Here is a 16,532-nt window from a genome sequence, read left to right as displayed (position 1 = left end):
GATCAGCGCATCTCAGGCAGACGCGCCTCAGTGCGCACTTCGGTAGTCGCCAGCGCCTCTGGTGGCAGCGAAATACGCTGCTTGGTCAGCAACTCACCCATGGTCGCCAGCACGCGGTAGCGCGAGAACTCCTCGGTATAACGCACCTCGGTATAGCGGCGGTCTGCGTTGTACAGCTCGTTCTCACTGTCCAGCACGTCCAGCAAGGTACGCTGGCCCAGGCCGAACTGGTCCTGGTAGGCCGCACGTACGCGCTTGGTGGTCTCGGCGTATTCACGCGCGGTCGGCAGCTGTTTGCTGGCATTGTTCATGGCGTTCCACGCCAGGCTCAGGTTCTCGGTCAACTCACGCAGGGCGTTGTTGCGGATGTCCAGGGCCTGGTTGATCTTGTGCGCGTCGGACTGCAGGCGCGCCTTGTCACTACCGCCGCGGAACAGGTTGTAGTTCATCTCCACGCCAGCTTGCCAGTCGTTGTTGTTGTGGCCTTTTTCGCCGCCGGTGTTGTTGTTGGCACCGGTTGCCAGAATGGCGTCGAAGCGCGGGTAGAAGGTCGACTTGCCCACTTCGTACTGCTGCTCGGCCGCATTGACGTCAGCCTGTGCAGATTTGATGTAAGGGTTGTTCTGGCGCATGCTGTCGCGTGCCCCCTCGAGGCTCTCAGGCACCTCGCCCTTGATGGTTTGCGGGCTTTCCAGCTCGTCCGGCGCGCGGCCGATCACGCTGAAGAAGTTGGCCTCGGCATCGGCCAGGTCGACTTCGGCGGTGTCCAGGTTGTTTTCCGCCAGGGCGCGACGGGCGCGGGACTGGTCAAGGTCGGCGGTGCTGCCAACGCCGCGCTCGTTACGCAGGCCGATCTGGTCGTTGACGCGCAGGTGGGCTTGCAGGTTGTTCTTGGCCAGGGTCACCAGCTCGCGCCGCTTGAGCACTTCCAGGTACACCTCGACCGCACGCAGGGCGACATCCTGGGCAACAGCCTGGGTGTAGTAGGCGCGGGAGGTAGAGACAGCCTCGGTGCGGCCCACTTCATTCGAGGTGTTGAAGCCGTCGAAGATCATCTGCCGCAGGCGCAGCTCGGACTGGGTGTAGCTGAGGGTTTCCTTGTTGTGGTTACCCTCGGCACGGGTGGTGGTGTTGTCCGAACGCTGGCGGCCGTAGCCGGCGACCAGGTCCACGGAAGGGTAGTAGCCACCACGCGCAAACTTCACGTCTTCATCGGCCGACAGCTTGCTGTTACGGTTGGAGCTGACTTGTGGGTGGTAGTCCACGGCGCTTTGGACGGCCTCGGTGATCGACATCGCCTGTACGTTGGCACTCGCCAGGGCCAACAGTAATGCACTGGTGATGGGGTTCAAAACGCGCATGGTACATCTCCCTGATCCTGGAATTTATCCTGCTGTTCGCCAAAAAAATGACGATAAAGTTATCGCGTATAGTGTTGCAGGTTTTTAACAAGACAGCTAAGTACATTCAACGCGATAGATAAGAAGATTTATTCATATCAAATTGCCATATAAGACTTTTATTGTCTAATCAATTTCACTTACAGCCCTCGGAACGATGCTGTTAGTCGCCCTGAAAACCAATGTTTACAAGGCTTGCACACGGTTCCAGAACTATTTCCGATAAAGAAGGTGGCAGTTAGGCGAAAGTGATATTTGGCGACAAAATATTGTCACCTTGGCTTCTGAAGTGTTTTTTGCTTGAGGATATACAGGCTGACGAGTACAGCGCTGGTCAACATGAAGGTACGCGCCCAGAACAGCGGCACCAGGTAGCACGACAGGCCAATGCTGGCCCACATCAGGCCGATGGCGTAAACCTTGCCCTTGAGGGGGATGCCTTCACCACTGAGGTAGTCACGGATCCATGGCCCGAGCTTGGGGTGATGGACCAACCAGTGGTGAAAGCGCGGTGAGCTGCGGGCAAAGCAGGCCGCCGCCAATAGCAGGAACGGGGTGGTGGGCAGTACCGGGAGAAAAATCCCCAACACCCCCAGCGCAACGCTGAGCCAGCCGGTGGCCAGCAGCAGGTAGCGCATAGGCAGCTTAGTGGTGGCGTGGCTTGAGCAGCGCCGGTTTTTCGTCAGGGGCGTGCAGCAGCAGGAACAATGCACTCAGCGCCTCGGGGATCTGTACGATCATGTCGTCCTGCAGGTTGGCGTTGCTGGCAATGTCGGCGAACTCTGGTTGTTCATCGAACAGGCCCGAGCCAACCATGATCGGCAGCAGCATCTCGCTGACTTCTTCCTCGGCGTTCTCGAACCAGGCCTCTTCACGCAGGAACACGCCTTCCATGAAGCCGATGCACCAGCCGCGCAGGTCGGAATCGTCCGGCTCGACGGTCAGGTCGAGTTCGCATGGCAGGTCGAATTCTTCGTCGCTGGCCAGCTGGCGGGCAATGTGCGCTTTCAATGCCACCAGGGTGGCTTCGATTTCGGTGCGCTGGGCGTCGCTGGCGTAGTGCGGCTCTTCGGCGAACAGGGCGTCGATCCATTCGCGCTCGGGCACGTCCTCGGCGTTGATCGACAGGGCGGTGAGGTAGCCGTGTGCGGCGACATAGTCCAGCGCTTCTTCGTGCAGCTCGTCGGCGTCGAGGAAGGCTTGCAGGCGGGTCAGTTGCTCGGCGAAGGACATTACAGGGCTACCTTGGGGAATAAACGATAACGAATTCTAGCACCTTGCAGCGGCAGCGGGGCAAAGGGAACGTCTATCGCCGTGGTGCCTGTGCAGGACGGCGCTGCGGTATACTCCGCGATTTTTCATCCAGGGGCAGGTTTTACCGGTCGCCTGGCAAAAACCGCTTACGCATTTGGCGTGTGCGGGGCGGGTTTTTCGTCCAGCCTGTTGTATTCAGGGTGGTACGGCGATTTGGAGTTGCACATGCTCGAACAGGCTCAGCGCGTTCTCAAGGACATCTTCGGCTACGACAGTTTCCGTGGGCGCCAGGCAGCGATCATCGAATGCGTGGCCAATGGCGGCGATGCCCTGGTGCTGATGCCCACCGGCGGCGGCAAGTCGTTGTGCTTTCAGGTGCCGGGGCTGCTGCGTCCGGGCCTGACGGTGGTGGTCTCGCCACTGATCGCGTTGATGGACGACCAGGTCGCCACGCTTGACGAACTGGGCGTTTCGGCGGCCGCGCTGAATTCCACCCTGAGCGCGGAACAGCAGCGTGAACTGGCCGGGCGCCTGCGCCGTGGCGAGGTAAAAATGCTCTACCTGGCGCCGGAGCGCCTGGTGCAGCCGCGCATGCTGGATTTTCTGCGTGACCTGGACATCTCGCTGTTCGCCATCGACGAGGCCCACTGCGTTTCGCAATGGGGCCACGATTTCCGCCCCGAGTACCTGCAACTGGGCCAACTGGCCGAACTGTTCCCGCATGTGCCGCGCATTGCGCTTACTGCCACTGCCGATATGCGCACCCGCGAAGAAATCGTCCAGCGCCTGCACCTGCAAGGCGCCGAACGCTTCCTCTCGAGCTTCGACCGACCCAACATCTTCTACCGCATCGTGCCCAAGGAAGCGCCGCGCAAGCAGTTGATGGCTTTTCTCGGCGAGCGCCGCGGCAACGCCGGTATCGTTTACTGCCTGTCGCGCAAGAAGGTCGACGAAACCGCCGCATTCCTCTGCCAGCAGGGCTTCCCGGCGCTGCCGTATCACGCCGGCCTGGCTGCCGAGACACGCGCGGCCAACCAGCACCGCTTTCTCAACGAGGAGGGGCTGATCATGGTCGCGACCATTGCCTTCGGCATGGGTATCGACAAGCCCAACGTGCGCTTCGTTGCCCACCTCGACCTGCCTAAATCGCTTGAGGCCTATTACCAGGAAACCGGCCGCGCCGGCCGTGACGGCCTGCCGTCCGATGCCTGGATGGCCTATGGCCTGCAGGACATGGTGATGCTCAAGCAGATGCTGCAGAACTCCGAAGGCGATGAGCGCCACAAGCGCATCGAACAGCACAAGCTCGACGCCATGCTGGCGCTGTGCGAAGAAACCCGCTGCCGCCGCCAGTCGCTGCTGGCCTACTTCGATGAAACCCTCGAACAACCGTGCGGCCACTGCGACAACTGTGTCGACAACATCCAGACCTGGGACGCTACCGAGCCGGCGCGCCAGGCGCTGTCGGCGGTGTTCCGCACCGGCCAGCGCTATGGTGTCGGCCATCTGGTCGATGTACTGCTGGGCAAGGACAACGAGAAGGTGCGCAATTTCGGCCACGAGAAGCTATCGGTATTCGGCGTTGGCAAGGGCCTGGCCGAGGTCGAATGGCGTTCGCTGTTCCGTCAGTTGGTGGCGCGCGGCCTGGTCGACATCGACCTGGAAGGTTACGGCGGCCTGCGCCTGTCCGACAGCTGCCGGCCACTGCTGCGCGGCGAGGTGACCTTGCAACTGCGCCGTGACCTCAAGCCGCAGACCACGGCCAAGGCCTCGTCGTCCAGCGGCGGCAGCCCGGCCAGCCAGCTGGTGCGTGCCGAAGAGCGCGAACTGTGGGAAGCGTTGCGCACGTTGCGGCGCAAGTTGGCCGAGGAGCACAGCGTGCCGCCGTATGTCATCTTCCCCGATTCGACGCTGCTGGAAATGCTGCGCAGCCAGCCGGTTAGCCTCAGCGACATGGCCCAGGTAAGCGGTGTGGGCGCGCGCAAGCTGGAGCGCTATGGCCAGGCGTTCCTCGAAGTACTGAACAACAGTGGCGGCACCGAAGAGGCACCGAAAGTGGTGCTCGACCTGCGCCACGAACTGGTCAGCCTGGCCCGAGCCGGCATGACCCCGGCGCAGATCGCCGGGCAGCTCAACTGCAGCGAGAAGAACGTGTATAGCCTGCTGGCCGAGGCACTGGGCCGCCAGGAGCTGAGCCTGGAGCAAGCCATCGACCTGCCGGAAGACCTGATGATGGAAGTGCAGGACGCGTTCCTGGATGGCGAGGGCGAGTTGCCGCCGGTGTCGGCCATTGCGCCGCAGTTCGGGGCCCGGGTACCGGAGGGCGTGCTGTATTGCGTGCGCGCGGCGCTGGCGGCGGAATTCGAACTGTAAACGCAGGCAGGATCGAAGGCAGAAGCGCCATCTGCTGACCTTTGTCATGCTTTTTGACGATTATCGAACAAGTAAGCAGGACCGAGCCTTGCCTCGTGGGGCAGGGCATGGTTAGCTGCCTAATAATTAGATCTACTCAATGAGTTACTTATGCCCCTGACCGACAACCAACACCGCTTCGGCATGCAGCTGGCCCAGATGTCCCGGGGTTGGCGCGCCGAACTGGACCGCCGCCTGGCCGGGCTCAACCTGTCCCAGGCGCGCTGGCTGGTGTTGCTGCACCTGGCCCGTTTCGAAGAAGCCCCGACCCAGCGTGAGTTGGCCCAGAGCGTGGGCGTTGAAGGCCCGACCCTGGCGCGTCTGCTCGACAGCCTGGAGGCGCAAGGGTTGGTGCGCCGGCAAGCAGTGGTAGAAGACCGGCGGGCCAAGAAGATCTTGCTGTGCCCCCCGGCCAAGCCACTGATCGACCAGATCGAGACCATCGCCAATCAACTGCGGGTGGAACTGTTTACCGGCGTGGATGAGGCGGAATTGCAAGTTTGCATGCGGGTGCATGCGAAGATTCTGGCCAACCTCGAGAAGTCCTGAAGGCCCTTGGGGCTGCAACGCAGCCCCAAAAAATCAGAAGGTATGCCCCAGGTTCAGATACACCGCATGCTCATGCGCACTGTTGGTGCCGTAGGTGAAGTTCAACGGCCCCAACGGCGTCTCCAGCCCCAGGAAGATGCTCGCCGCATTGATGTACCCACTGTCGAACTCGTTGTCGTTGTTCCATGCCCGCCCACGCTCCAGCGACCCGCCGATGTACAACGGGAAGTCCAGCGGCACATAGGCCCTTGGCGTCAAGCGGCGGTAGTAGACCATGCGCAGCAGGCTCACGTTCTGCCCCGACACCGAGTCCTGGCGAAAGCCTGACAGCTCTCGCGCTCCGCCCATCACGAAGCTCGACGTCACCACTTCGGTGTCATCCAGCGTGCGCCCATAGCGACCGCCCAGCACGAAGGTGTTCGGCCCACTGCTGATCGCCTTGTCCAGGTTGAACAGCCACTGCCGGTAATCCTGGTCGGAGTCCAGCGACTTGTCGTATTTGCGCAAGGTCAGGCCGATGTCCTCGCCTCGGTGCGGGAAGTATACGTTGTCGAGGGTGTCGAACGAGTACTTCAGCTCGTAGAAGCCTTCGTTGAAACTGACTTTGGGCAGGTCCTGGTCGCCGATGCGCACCTCGGCCTCGCCCCAGGCCTTGCCCACGCCCAGGCGCACTTCACCGCTGGTGCCGATCTGCCGGCCCACGTTCAGGCCAAAGCCGTAGCGCTCCAGGCGGTATTCGGCGACCGGGTCGTTGTCCAGGGTGGCTTCGATGTTCTGCGAGCTGAAATCCAGGTAAGGCGCGACAAAGTAGCGCGAGCCCACGTCCAGCGGTTGGTAGAACTCGCTGTACAGCTCTTGCTGGTCGCCGATCTGGCCACGGGTCAGCCATTCTGCGCCGAGGCTGTTGATGCCGTTGACCCGGTAGCTGGCACCCAGGTTGAAGGCGCTGTCGCCACGCAGGTCATCGGACAGGTTAAGGCCCAGACGCAGGTAGTCGGTGCCGCCGCGCCGGCCACGGGCGTTGATCACCAGGGTGTTGTCGTCGCCCTTGTGCACCACGCGGTACTGCACCCGGTCGAAGTAATCCAGGCCGTACAGCGTACCCATGTCGGTCTGCAGGCGGTCCAGCTCCAACGGCGCGTCGATCGGTTGGCGGATGTACGAGCGAATCACGTCGTCGCTGACCTTGGAGTCGTTCTCGATTCGGATCGCGGTGATCACCGGTGTGCGCTGGCGCGGCGAGCGGGCCACGGCCAGGCTGCTGTCGCCTTCGGGCTGGCGCAGGGCAGCCAGGCGAGGGTCGAGCAGGCGGGTGGCGCGGTAACCGGCGTCGATCATGTCCCTGGCGCGGCCAAAATCGGTCACGCCGAAGGCAGTCAGCGATGGTTGGATGAGGATGTCGTCGCGGTGCAGGCTGGCCAGTTGTTCTTCCGAGTTGCGCCGGGTCATCAGGGTGATCGACTGGTTGAGCACGTCGACCACGGTCAGTAATTGCTTGCGATCCTTCAGTGGGGTGCCGATGTCGACCACGATGGCCAGGTCCACGCCCATTTCGCGGGCCACGTCGACCGGAATGTTGTCGACCATGCCACCGTCCACCAGCAGTCGGCCGTCCAGCTCGACCGGGGCGAACACGGCAGGGATCGACATGCTGGCGCGAATGACCTGTGGCAGGTGGCCGCGGCGAAACACTACTTTTTCGCCACTGGCGATGTCGGTGGCCACGGCGCGGAAGGGGATAGGCAGCTTGTCGAAGTCGCGGGTGTCGGCGGTGTGCGCCAGTTTGCTTTCCAGCAGCAGTGACAAGTTCTGGCCTTGGATTACCCCCAGTGGCAGGCCCAGGCTGCCGTCGTCACGAAAGCTGAGCTTCTGTTTGACCAGGAAGTCGCGGTCATCCTGCTTGCGCCTAAACGGCACGTCCTTGCGTGGCGGGGCATCGGACAGCGCCTGTTGCCAGTCCAGGGTGGTGGCGAGCTTTTCCAGCTCTTCGACACTGTAGCCCGAGGCGTACAACCCGCCGACCACTGCGCCCATGCTGGTGCCGGCGATGGCGTCGATGCGCACACCCTGTTCTTCCAGCGCCTTGAGCACGCCGATGTGAGCCAGGCCACGGGCCGCACCACCCGACAGTACCAAACCGACCTTGGGCCTGGCAGGTTCGGCGGCGGTTGCCGCAAGCGTGGTGAGGGCAAGCAGAAAACAGAACAGCAAACGGCGCATCGTGAGTCTCAAACCGTGGGCTAAAGACCGCTAGTATAAGCGGCCCCTTACCTGGAGATGTTTCACCATGGCCGACAGCAAGCCGGAAATCGTTATCACCTATTGCACCCAGTGCCAGTGGCTGCTGCGTGCTGCCTGGCTGGCTCAGGAACTGCTCAGCACCTTTGCCGACGACCTGGGCCGGGTAGCGCTGGAGCCGGGCACCGGCGGCATCTTCCGCATCACCTGCAATGGCGTGCAGATCTGGGAGCGCAAGGCCGACGGTGGTTTCCCCGAGGCCAAGGTATTGAAGCAGCGGGTGCGCGACCAGATCGACCCACAGCGTGACCTTGGCCACAACGACCGCTGATCAAGCCCCCTCGGGCAGTGGCCGCTGCCTGGGCGGTTGCTCGGCAGCCAGGCGGCTGGACAGCACGATGGCGAAGATGATCAGTGCGCCGCCCAGCAGCATGCGCACGGTGGGGGTTTCGGCGAACACCGCCCACGCCACGGCAATCCCGTAGACCGGCTCCATGCCGAACACCACGGCGGCCGTGCGCGCCTTGATCACTGCCAGGCTGGCGACGAACAGGCTGTGCGCAACGCCGGTGCAGAAGACGCCGAGCAGGGCGATCCACAGCCAGTCCACGGGGGCTACGCCGCCCAGGCCAGGGGCCGCGAACGGCAGCAGGCACAGGCCCACTACCAGGTTCTGCCACAGCGCTGCCTGTACTGCAGGCAAACGGCCGGAGCCGGCCCGGTTGGTGAGTGACAGCAGCGAGAACAGCAGGCCCGAGAGCAGTGCCCAGAGCAGGCCGCCAGTGGCTTCGCTGGCCAGGTCGAATGCCGGCGTGACCAGTACCAGGCCGAGGCTGACCAGCACGACCAATACGGTTTCGTTGCGGCGGATACGCTCGCGGAACAGCAGGCCTTCGAGGATCACGGTGAAGGCCGGGAAACTGGCGAAACCGAGGGTGGCGATGGCCACGCCGCCGACTTTGACGGCGATGAAGAAACTGACCCAGTGGCCGGCCAGCAGCACACCGCCGAGCAGCAGGCGGCGTGCGTCCTGGCCGCTGAGGCGTTGCCAGCCCGGGCCGGCCAGGCTGGCGAACAGAGCCAGGGCGAGCACGGCGAAGGCGGCGCGGCCAAAGACGATGATTGCCGGGCTGGCGCTGGCGGCCAGCTTGCCGAAGACGCCGGTAAGGCCGAAAAACAGCGCGCCAATGTGCAGGGCGCCTAGGGCTGTGCGGTGGTTCATGGTAGTCCTTGCTCAAGATCTCTATTGGCTGTGCCGGCCTCTTCGCAGCACAGGCAAAGTGTAAAATCACAGGCCAACGATTTCTGTCGCAAGACTGCTGTCAATTGTCGCCGGGCTCTCGCCGCAACGCCAAAGGCGTACAACCGAACGCCCGCAACATCGCTGCCGAAAACGCACTCTGTGAGCTATACCCCACCTGCGCTGCAATCTCACCCATGGGTAACGAAGTCTGCACCACCAGCCGCCGTGCCTTGAGCAAGCGTCGCTGGCGAATGTAGTCCATCGGTGTCATCCCGCACTCGGCGGTAAAGCGCGCATGCAGCCGGGCACTGGACAGCCCGGCAATGCGCGCCAGGTCGGCGACCTGCAACGGGTAGGCAGCCTGTTGCTCGATATGGGTATCGAACGCGGCATAAGGTAAGCGCTGGCTGGCCCGAACGTTGGCAGCCGCCGTTGGATTCAGGCTGGCCAGTAACAGCGCTGCGCCTTGCCGGGCGATCAACGGGTCGTCCATGGGGCTGGCCGCCAGCCAGTCCACCAACTGCTGCTGACGGTCGTCCAGGCCCAGCGCGGCAGGGCGATCGAGCAGGCGGCGGCTGGCATCGGCATGCTCGCCCAGTTGCTCGTGCAGCCAGCGCTCCCCAGGCACATCCAACACCAGGCAGTGGCTGCCGCCATCGCTGGCGCAGGTGTGATGCGCGCCCGCCGGTACCACGATCAGCCCCTGCCGGTCGATCCCGGCGCCTTGCCCCTGGACCTCGAACTCCAGGCGGCCGCGCAGGCCGAACACCAGTTGCGGGTGTTCGTGGCTGTGGGCGATCAGGCTGTCGCGGTAATGGCGCAGCGAGAGGATCGGGCCGGCGGTCATGGGGGCTTCCTCGCAGGGCAGGCGCTCATTGTGCCTCAAACCCCGCACGCCATCACTCGTCACCGTTTTGCCATGGCGCTGTCATGCCTGCCTGCCAGTCTCCAGCAAACTGCGCCGGAGCCTGCCCATGACCCATGCCGAACTGTCTCGTCCCTCGCGCAAGCAACGCGTGCGTACCCTGTGGATCTCCGACGTGCACCTGGGCACCCGCGACTGCCAGGCCGAACACCTGTCGCGGTTCCTCAAGGGCTACCAGGCCGACCGCGTCTATCTGGTGGGCGATATCATCGATGGCTGGAAGCTGCGTGGTGGGATCTACTGGCCGCAGGCCCACACCAACGTGATCCGCCGGCTGCTGACCATGAGCAAGCGCGGCACCGAGGTGATCTACGTCACGGGCAACCATGACGAGTTCCTGCGCCGCTATTCAAAGCTGATTCTGGGCAACATTCAGCTGGTGGACGAGGCCGAACACTTGACCGCCGATGGCCGTCGACTGCTGGTGATCCATGGCGACCAGTTCGACGTGATTACCCGTTACCACCGCTGGTTGGCGTTTCTGGGCGACCGTGCCTACGAGTTCACCCTGGTGCTCAACCGTTGGCTCAACCACTGGCGGGCGCGGTACGGCTATGGGTACTGGTCGCTGTCGGCGTACCTCAAGCACAAGGTGAAAGGTGCGGTGAATTTCATCAGCGACTTCGAGGATGCCATTGCCCACGAGTGCACACGGCGCGGTTTTCATGGGGTGGTGTGTGGGCACATCCACCATGCCGAGATCCGCAAGGTGGGGGAGGTGGACTACCTCAATTGCGGGGATTGGGTGGAGTCATGCACGGCGCTGATCGAACATTGGGATGGCAGTATCGAACTGTACCGGCTGGCTGAGGCTCAGGCGCGCGAGGCGCAGGCGGCTGCGGTGGTGCGCGAGCCGGTGTAGGGCGTGAGGGCCATGGGGCTGCTTTGCAGCCCTTTCGCGGCACAAGGCCGCGCCTACAGCCGGATCTTGCCCAGCAGGATATCCCGGAACATCACGAAATCACCGGCCAGGCTGTACAGCGGATAGGTAAAGGTCGCTGGCCGGTTCTTTTCGAAAAAAAAGTGCCCGACCCAGGCAAAGCCATAGCCGAACACCGGCACGGCCAGCAGCAGCAACCATTTGCCACTGCCAATGGTGTAGGCCAGCAGCGCGATCACCAGGCTGGTGCCGACGAAGTGCAGGCGGCGGCAGGTGGGGTTGCTGTGCTCCCCCAGGTAGTAAGGATAGAACTCGGCAAAACTGCGAAACTGCGCTTTGCTGTTCATGGCGGTGCTCCGGGATTAATACTTCTGGACAAGATGCACGGCGTGGAGCCTGATTCGAGTCTAGAGTGACTGACGGGGCCTACCAGTGACAATAGGCGCCAAATGAGTATCCTTGGGGTTCACCGCAGGAGCGGTCGGTAAAAGAAGCCTGTCATGAGCGAAAGAACCACGTCAGCCAGTTGGGCATCAGGGATTGTGAAGGCACTTGAACTGGAGGGGCTGGATTGCCGGGCCATGTTCAAGCAGCTAGGGCTGGACTTTGCCGCACTCGACGACCCGGATGCACGTTTTCCGCAAGACTCCATGACCCGGCTATGGCAGCTGGCAGTGGAGCTGTCAGGCAACGAGGCCATCGGTCTGAACATGGCGCGGGTGGTGCGCCCGGCGTCGTTCCATGTGGTGGGCTATGCGTTGATGTCCAGCCGCACCTTGGCCGAGGGCTTCGAACGCCTGGTGCGCTACCAGCGCATCATCGCCGAAAGCTCCGACCTCAGTTTTGTCCTTGGCGCCGAGGGCTACTCGCTGATCCTGACCGTCCACGGTGACCACCTGCCGCCGACCCGGCACAGTGCCGAAGCGTCGCTGGCCTGCGCATTGGCGCTGTGCAAATGGCTCAGTGGCCGGCCGGTGCAGCCGCGGCGGGTATTGGTGCAAGGGCCGCAGCCAAAGAACGTCGAGCCGTACAAGGTGGCGTTCCATTCGCCGCTGGTTTTCGGCGCGCCACACGATGCCCTGGTGTTCGAGCGGGCCGACATGGAAGCCCCGCTGCCTACCGCGAACGAGGCCATGGCGGTGCTGCACGACCGGTTTGCCGGGGAGTACCTGGCACGTTTCTCCGAAAGCCGGGTAACCCACCGGGTGCGCCAGGTGTTGTGCCGCATTCTGCCGCAGGGTGAACCGAAGCGTGAAACCCTGGCCCAGGCCCTGCACCTGTCGCAGCGGACCTTGCAGCGGCGGCTGCAGGAGGAGGGCACCAGCTTCCAGACCCTGCTTGACGATACCCGCCGCGAGCTGGCCGAACAGTACCTGGCGCAGCCGGGCATGACTTTGCTTGAGGCCGCCTACCTGCTCGGCTTCGCCGACCCCAGCAACTTCTATCGGGCGTTCCGCCGCTGGTTCGACGCCACACCCAGCGAGTACCGCGCCCGCCTGGGCACCGAAGCCGAAGTGGTCAATGACGCCAGAACGCCGGCATGCACAACACTAGCACCGTGATGATTTCCAGGCGGCCAAGCAGCATGCCGGCCGCCAAGATCCACTTGGCCGCGTCAGGCAGCGTGGCGTAGTTACCCGAAGGGCCGATCACTTCACCCAGGCCCGGCCCCACACCCGAAACCGTGCCAGCGGCGCCGGTCAGTGCAGTCATCCAGTCCACGCCCAGCAACGACAGCAGCAAGGCCATGACGCAGATGGTGATGGCGAAGAAGAACGAGAACGTCAGGATCGAACGCACGATGTCTTCGTCGAGGCGATGGCCGTTGTATTTCTGCTTGATCACCGCACGCGGGTGAATCAGCTGGTTGAGGCTGGCCTTGAGCAGGATATAGGCCACCTGGAAGCGGAAAATCTTGATGCCGCCCGCGGTCGAGCCGGAGCAGCCGCCAACGAAGCCCAGGTAGAAGAACAGCATCAGCGAAAAATTGCCCCACAGGCTGTAGTCACCCAGGGCGAAACCGGTGGTGGTGACCACCGAGGTCACGTTCAGTGCCACGTGGCGCAGGGCGTCGAGCCAGTGCAGGTTGGTGCTGTACCAGTACCAGGTGCCCAACACCAGCCAGGTGACCACCAGCATGCCCAGCAACCCTTGCACCTGCTGGTCGCGGATCAGCGCCTTGCGGTTGCCGCGCAGGGTGGCCACGTAAAGGGTGAACGGCAGGCTGCCCATGATCATCACCACCACCGCAACCCAGTGCACGGCGGGGATATCCCATTTCGCCAAGGATTGGTCGGAGGTGGAGAAACCGCCGGTGGAGATCGCCGACATGGCATGGTTGATCGCATCGAACGGGCTCATGCCTGCCCACCAGAAGGCCAGCGAACCCAGGATGGAGAAACCGACGTAAACCCCCACGATCGATTTGGCGACCATGTGCGAGCGCGGCATGACCTTTTCCGAGCGGTCGGACGATTCGGTCTGGAACAGGCGCATGCCACCGATACGCAGCAGTGGCAGGATTGCCACCGCCATGGCGATGAAGCCGATACCGCCGAGCCAGTGCAGCATCGAGCGCCACATCAGGATACCCGGTGACATGCTATCGAGCCCGCTGAGCACGGTGGCGCCTGTGGCGGTAATGCCTGACATGCTTTCGAAGAAGGCGTCGGTGTAACTGATGTGCTGAGTCAGCAGGAACGGCAGCGCGGCGAACACGCACACCACCAGCCAACTGCTGACCGTCAGCAGGTACATGTCGCGCGGGCGCAGGTGTACATGCTCCGGGCGCCCCGGTATTACCAGGGCAAGGCCTGCGATGAAGGTGATCAGGCTCGACCAGAGGAACGACGGCATGTCACCGGTACGCTCGAAGATCACCAGGGTAGCCATGGGCACGGCCATGCCCACGGCCAGGGTAATCAGGAAGATGCCGATGATGAAACCAATGATCCTTAAGGTCGGCAACGCCATGTGATCTGCTCTGACTCGAAACGGAAGGGCGCCATTCTACCTATGGGTCTGGTGATGTAAACGCTAGAATGGCCGCACATTCAACTGCCAGGAGGGTAGCCGATGGAGGCTCTCGACGCATTGCTCAACCGTGTTTCCGTGCCACGCCTGACCGATCCGGCGCCCAATGCCGCTCAACGCGAGGCGCTGTTCCAGGCCGCCCTGCGTGCTCCGGACCATGGCCAGCTGCGGCCATGGCGTTTCCTTACCATCGAAGGCCAGGGCCGCGAGAAACTCGGCGAGCTGTTCGCCGAAGCCGTGCAGCACAAAGGTGATGCCAGCCAGGCGGCACTGGACAAGGCTCGTGCCATGCCCCTGCGGGCACCGTTGCTGATCGTGGTCATCGCCAAGTTGCAGGACCACTTCAAGGTGCCCAAGTCCGAGCAGCGCCTGGCTGCGGGCTGTGCGGCGCACGGCATTCTGATCGCCGCGCATGCGCAAGGCGTCGGGGCGGTGTGGCGCACCGGGGACATGGCTTTTGATGCCCATGTGCACAAGGGGCTGGGGTTGGCCGAGAATGAAGAGTTGATCGGTTACCTGTATGTCGGTACGCCGTTGACCGAGCCACGCACTGCGCCGGTGCTGGAAACTGCTGATTTTGTCAGTGCCTGGGGCGAATAAACCGCCTTCAGGCAGATTGATTTATTGAGGCTTCCGGCCTCTTCGCGGGTTTACCCGCGAAGAGGTCAGTGGCCTTTACATCACATCAACTGCCAGCCGCATCAGCCAGGGGCAACTCCAGCCGAGCTACAAATCCTTCCTGTGGGTGATTGTCCAGCACCAGGCTCCCGCCATGGCGCTCCGCCGCCTTGCGCGCAATCGCCAGCCCCAGCCCATGCCCCGGCGCGTCCTGCCCCGGTGCGCGGAAGAACGGTTCGCCCAGTTGTGCCAGGTGCTCCGCTGCCGCCCCGGGGCCATGGTCACGCACGCTGATCACAATACGGTCCTGTTCACGCACGGCGCTGACTTCGACCGGCTGCCCTACCGGGTTGAAGCGCAGGGCATTGCGCAGCAGGTTGTCCACGGCCCGCTCGATCAGCGTTGGCCAACCCTGCAAGGTCAACCCCGGTTGCGCCTCCAGGCGCACATCCTGGTCCGGCGCACTGAGCAGGGCGTCCTTGCGCACGCTGCCGAGCAGGGCGTTGAGGTCGACCGGTTCGGCATGAGCCTGTTCGGCATCCACTCGGGCCAGGGCGAGAATTTCGCTGATCAGGTCTTCCAGGCGGTCGCATTCGCGGGTCAGGCGCGGCCACAGGGTCTCCCGCTGCTCGGGCCCTGCGCGCTCGGCCAAGGCCAGGGCGATGCGCAGCCTGGCCAGGGGCGAGCGTAGCTCGTGAGACACGTCGCGCAGCAGCTGGCGCTGGCTGCCGATGGTGCTTTGCAGGCGCGCCCCCATCTTGTTGAAGTCCTTGGCCAGCACGCCGAACTCGTCACGCCGCGCAGCCAGACGCGCCAGGCTGTTCTGCTGGTAGGTGGTCTGGCCCAGGTCGTGTACAGCGCTGCGCAGGCGGCTTAACGGGCGGGTGATGGACAGGGTTACGAGCAGGCTGAACAGGGTCAGCACGACCAGGGCAATGCCCAGTGCACTGAGCGGCCACATCAGGCTCTCGCGGTGCCAGGCATCCAGCGCCGGGTGAGGGATGCGGTAGATCAGCAAGTAGGTATCGCCGGTCTCGGGGCTGGTGTATTCCTCGGTCAGCCGACGCCATGGCAGGCGTCGCTGGTCATTGTGCTGACGCGCCTCGAAGGCGGCCGCACGGCGCGGGAAGGTCCCGGGCACCACGGCCTCGCCACTGTCGTCGAGCACCTGCACGTCGATCTTGTAGCGATCTTTGCGCCTTTCCAGGAAGTGCTGAGCCGAATCCAGGCCTTCCTGCTCGTAATGCTTGGCCCACTTGCTGGCCAGGGTATTCAGGCCCGGATGGCGGCTAAGGATCCAGGCGTCCTGGTTGAGCATGTGGCCCAGCAGGATCGACAGCCCGGCGACCAGGGTGATGGCGAGCCAGAAGCTGGCCAGGATGCGCCAGAACAGTGAACGCAAGTGCACCTCCTAAACGGGAAAAGCCCGGCCCGCAGTGACGCGGGCCGGGCATGGGGTGGACAGCTTACTGGGCCTTGGTGCCTTTTTCAGCTTTCCAGGCCTGGAACTCCTGCCACTCGGCTTTCTTGGCGGCGCGTTCCTTTTGCAGTTCGTCGAACTTCTTCTGCTGGTCAGGCTTGAGCAGGTTGCGTACCGCGCTGTCGGTCTTGTCGCGGTTGGCCTGCAGTTCGTCCTTCATGGCTTTCTGGTCGGCGGCCGGCAGTTTGGCCAGGTAGCGCTCCGTAATGTCGCGGCGCTGTTGCATCTGCTCGCCCATCAGCTTGCCGATCTGCTGGCGCTGGTCGCGGCTCAGGTCCAGTTGGTGGAAAGGCGCATCACCGCGATGATGCGGGCCGTCGTGGCGCGGGCCGCCGTCAGGCATGGCCATGGCCACGGTCGGCAGAGCGGCGGCGAACATCAGGGCGATAAGGGTCTTGCGCATGGTGTCTCTCCTTTCATAGGCCGGTGGTTACCGGATGAGCACAGTCTAGGGAGATCACCGTCAAGCGCAGTCAGGGGATGGTAAAGGCTCGGTAAAG

16 protein-coding genes are annotated in these 16,532 nt (G+C 63.2%); 6 read left to right on the top strand and 10 right to left on the bottom strand.

The window, feature by feature from the left end:
- Window positions 1-2: 2 nt before the first annotated feature.
- The 3 genes from AB5975_02055 to AB5975_02045 form a co-directional block, all read right to left on the bottom strand.
- A complete protein-coding gene (locus tag AB5975_02055; protein ID XDR20760.1) occupies window positions 3-1,361 on the bottom strand; it encodes a TolC family outer membrane protein in 1,359 nt (452 codons plus the stop codon).
- A 311-nt stretch (window positions 1,362-1,672) separates the two neighbouring features.
- On the bottom strand, window positions 1,673-2,038 hold the full coding sequence (locus AB5975_02050) for a YbaN family protein (GenBank protein XDR20759.1): 366 nt from the start codon (window positions 2,036-2,038) through the stop codon (window positions 1,673-1,675).
- A gap of 7 nt (window positions 2,039-2,045) precedes the next feature.
- On the bottom strand, window positions 2,046-2,633 hold the full coding sequence (locus tag AB5975_02045; GenBank protein XDR20758.1) for a YecA family protein: 588 nt from the start codon (window positions 2,631-2,633) through the stop codon (window positions 2,046-2,048).
- 246 nt (window positions 2,634-2,879) lie between these two features.
- Here AB5975_02045 and recQ point away from each other — a divergent pair, with 246 nt between their 5' ends.
- A complete protein-coding gene (recQ, locus tag AB5975_02040; GenBank protein ID XDR20757.1) occupies window positions 2,880-5,027 on the top strand; it encodes a DNA helicase RecQ in 2,148 nt (715 codons plus the stop codon).
- Between the two features lie 150 nt (window positions 5,028-5,177).
- Window positions 5,178-5,615 (top strand): MarR family transcriptional regulator, encoded by a 438-nt coding sequence (locus tag AB5975_02035; GenBank protein ID XDR20756.1) that lies wholly within the window; start codon window positions 5,178-5,180, stop codon window positions 5,613-5,615.
- Between the two features lie 33 nt (window positions 5,616-5,648).
- Here AB5975_02035 and AB5975_02030 read toward each other — a convergent pair whose 3' ends face one another.
- On the bottom strand, window positions 5,649-7,835 hold the full coding sequence (locus AB5975_02030; GenBank protein ID XDR20755.1) for a patatin-like phospholipase family protein: 2,187 nt from the start codon (window positions 7,833-7,835) through the stop codon (window positions 5,649-5,651).
- 67 nt (window positions 7,836-7,902) lie between these two features.
- Here AB5975_02030 and AB5975_02025 point away from each other — a divergent pair, with 67 nt between their 5' ends.
- Window positions 7,903-8,184, top strand: coding sequence for a SelT/SelW/SelH family protein (locus AB5975_02025; GenBank protein ID XDR20754.1), 282 nt, complete (start codon window positions 7,903-7,905; stop codon window positions 8,182-8,184).
- Here the strand turns inward: AB5975_02025 and AB5975_02020 are convergent, their stop codons facing one another.
- Both AB5975_02020 and AB5975_02015 read right to left on the bottom strand, forming a co-directional pair.
- Window positions 8,185-9,075: a DMT family transporter gene (locus tag AB5975_02020; protein XDR20753.1), complete on the bottom strand. Its 891-nt coding sequence runs from the start codon at window positions 9,073-9,075 to the stop codon at window positions 8,185-8,187. It abuts the gene before it with no gap.
- 100 nt (window positions 9,076-9,175) lie between these two features.
- Complete coding sequence (locus tag AB5975_02015) at window positions 9,176-9,943, bottom strand: AraC family transcriptional regulator (protein ID XDR20752.1); 768 nt, start codon at window positions 9,941-9,943, stop codon at window positions 9,176-9,178.
- A 127-nt stretch (window positions 9,944-10,070) separates the two neighbouring features.
- Between AB5975_02015 and AB5975_02010 the strand changes: the two genes are divergently transcribed.
- Window positions 10,071-10,883, top strand: coding sequence for a UDP-2,3-diacylglucosamine diphosphatase (locus tag AB5975_02010; protein XDR20751.1), 813 nt, complete (start codon window positions 10,071-10,073; stop codon window positions 10,881-10,883).
- Window positions 10,884-10,936: 53 nt separating this feature from the next.
- On the opposite strand, the gene AB5975_02005 is transcribed toward AB5975_02010, so the two are convergent.
- Window positions 10,937-11,248 carry an Mpo1-like protein gene (locus AB5975_02005; protein XDR20750.1) on the bottom strand — a complete coding sequence of 104 codons (312 nt, stop codon included), beginning with the start codon at window positions 11,246-11,248 and terminating at the stop codon, window positions 10,937-10,939.
- A gap of 153 nt (window positions 11,249-11,401) precedes the next feature.
- Between AB5975_02005 and AB5975_02000 the strand changes: the two genes are divergently transcribed.
- Window positions 11,402-12,463, top strand: coding sequence for an AraC family transcriptional regulator (locus AB5975_02000; GenBank protein XDR20749.1), 1,062 nt, complete (start codon window positions 11,402-11,404; stop codon window positions 12,461-12,463).
- On the opposite strand, the gene AB5975_01995 is transcribed toward AB5975_02000, so the two are convergent.
- Window positions 12,420-13,874 carry a TrkH family potassium uptake protein gene (locus AB5975_01995; GenBank protein XDR20748.1) on the bottom strand — a complete coding sequence of 485 codons (1,455 nt, stop codon included), beginning with the start codon at window positions 13,872-13,874 and terminating at the stop codon, window positions 12,420-12,422. The two genes, AB5975_02000 and AB5975_01995, sit on opposite strands and share 44 nt — an antisense overlap.
- A gap of 102 nt (window positions 13,875-13,976) precedes the next feature.
- On the opposite strand from AB5975_01995, the gene AB5975_01990 reads away from it, so the two are divergent.
- A complete protein-coding gene (locus tag AB5975_01990) occupies window positions 13,977-14,534 on the top strand; it encodes an NAD(P)H nitroreductase (GenBank protein XDR20747.1) in 558 nt (185 codons plus the stop codon).
- An 85-nt stretch (window positions 14,535-14,619) separates the two neighbouring features.
- Here the strand turns inward: AB5975_01990 and AB5975_01985 are convergent, their stop codons facing one another.
- On the bottom strand, window positions 14,620-15,960 hold the full coding sequence (locus AB5975_01985; GenBank protein ID XDR20746.1) for an ATP-binding protein: 1,341 nt from the start codon (window positions 15,958-15,960) through the stop codon (window positions 14,620-14,622).
- A 58-nt stretch (window positions 15,961-16,018) separates the two neighbouring features.
- Window positions 16,019-16,435 (bottom strand): Spy/CpxP family protein refolding chaperone, encoded by a 417-nt coding sequence (locus tag AB5975_01980; GenBank protein ID XDR20745.1) that lies wholly within the window; start codon window positions 16,433-16,435, stop codon window positions 16,019-16,021.
- Window positions 16,436-16,532: the final 97 nt, after the last annotated feature.

Source organism: Pseudomonas putida, from assembly GCA_041071465.1.
GTDB classification, from domain to species: domain Bacteria; phylum Pseudomonadota; class Gammaproteobacteria; order Pseudomonadales; family Pseudomonadaceae; genus Aquipseudomonas; species Aquipseudomonas putida_P.
Note: the sequence above shows the minus strand (reverse complement) of the source record. Positions and strands in the feature narration are given on the sequence as shown.

Bases quoted from the DNA above. Each gene is read 5' to 3' on its own strand.
- AB5975_02055 (XDR20760.1), bottom strand. From the start codon at position 1,361: ATGCGCGTTTTGAACCCCATCACCAGTGCATTACTGTTGGCCCTGGCG.
- AB5975_02050 (XDR20759.1), bottom strand. From the start codon at position 2,038: ATGCGCTACCTGCTGCTGGCCACCGGCTGGCTCAGCGTTGCGCTGGGG.
- AB5975_02045 (XDR20758.1), bottom strand. From the start codon at position 2,633: ATGTCCTTCGCCGAGCAACTGACCCGCCTGCAAGCCTTCCTCGACGCC.
- recQ (XDR20757.1), top strand. From the start codon at position 2,880: ATGCTCGAACAGGCTCAGCGCGTTCTCAAGGACATCTTCGGCTACGAC.
- AB5975_02035 (XDR20756.1), top strand. From the start codon at position 5,178: ATGCCCCTGACCGACAACCAACACCGCTTCGGCATGCAGCTGGCCCAG.
- AB5975_02030 (XDR20755.1), bottom strand. From the start codon at position 7,835: ATGCGCCGTTTGCTGTTCTGTTTTCTGCTTGCCCTCACCACGCTTGCG.
- AB5975_02025 (XDR20754.1), top strand. From the start codon at position 7,903: ATGGCCGACAGCAAGCCGGAAATCGTTATCACCTATTGCACCCAGTGC.
- AB5975_02020 (XDR20753.1), bottom strand. From the start codon at position 9,075: ATGAACCACCGCACAGCCCTAGGCGCCCTGCACATTGGCGCGCTGTTT.
- AB5975_02015 (XDR20752.1), bottom strand. From the start codon at position 9,943: ATGACCGCCGGCCCGATCCTCTCGCTGCGCCATTACCGCGACAGCCTG.
- AB5975_02010 (XDR20751.1), top strand. From the start codon at position 10,071: ATGACCCATGCCGAACTGTCTCGTCCCTCGCGCAAGCAACGCGTGCGT.
- AB5975_02005 (XDR20750.1), bottom strand. From the start codon at position 11,248: ATGAACAGCAAAGCGCAGTTTCGCAGTTTTGCCGAGTTCTATCCTTAC.
- AB5975_02000 (XDR20749.1), top strand. From the start codon at position 11,402: ATGAGCGAAAGAACCACGTCAGCCAGTTGGGCATCAGGGATTGTGAAG.
- AB5975_01995 (XDR20748.1), bottom strand. From the start codon at position 13,874: ATGGCGTTGCCGACCTTAAGGATCATTGGTTTCATCATCGGCATCTTC.
- AB5975_01990 (XDR20747.1), top strand. From the start codon at position 13,977: ATGGAGGCTCTCGACGCATTGCTCAACCGTGTTTCCGTGCCACGCCTG.
- AB5975_01980 (XDR20745.1), bottom strand. From the start codon at position 16,435: ATGCGCAAGACCCTTATCGCCCTGATGTTCGCCGCCGCTCTGCCGACC.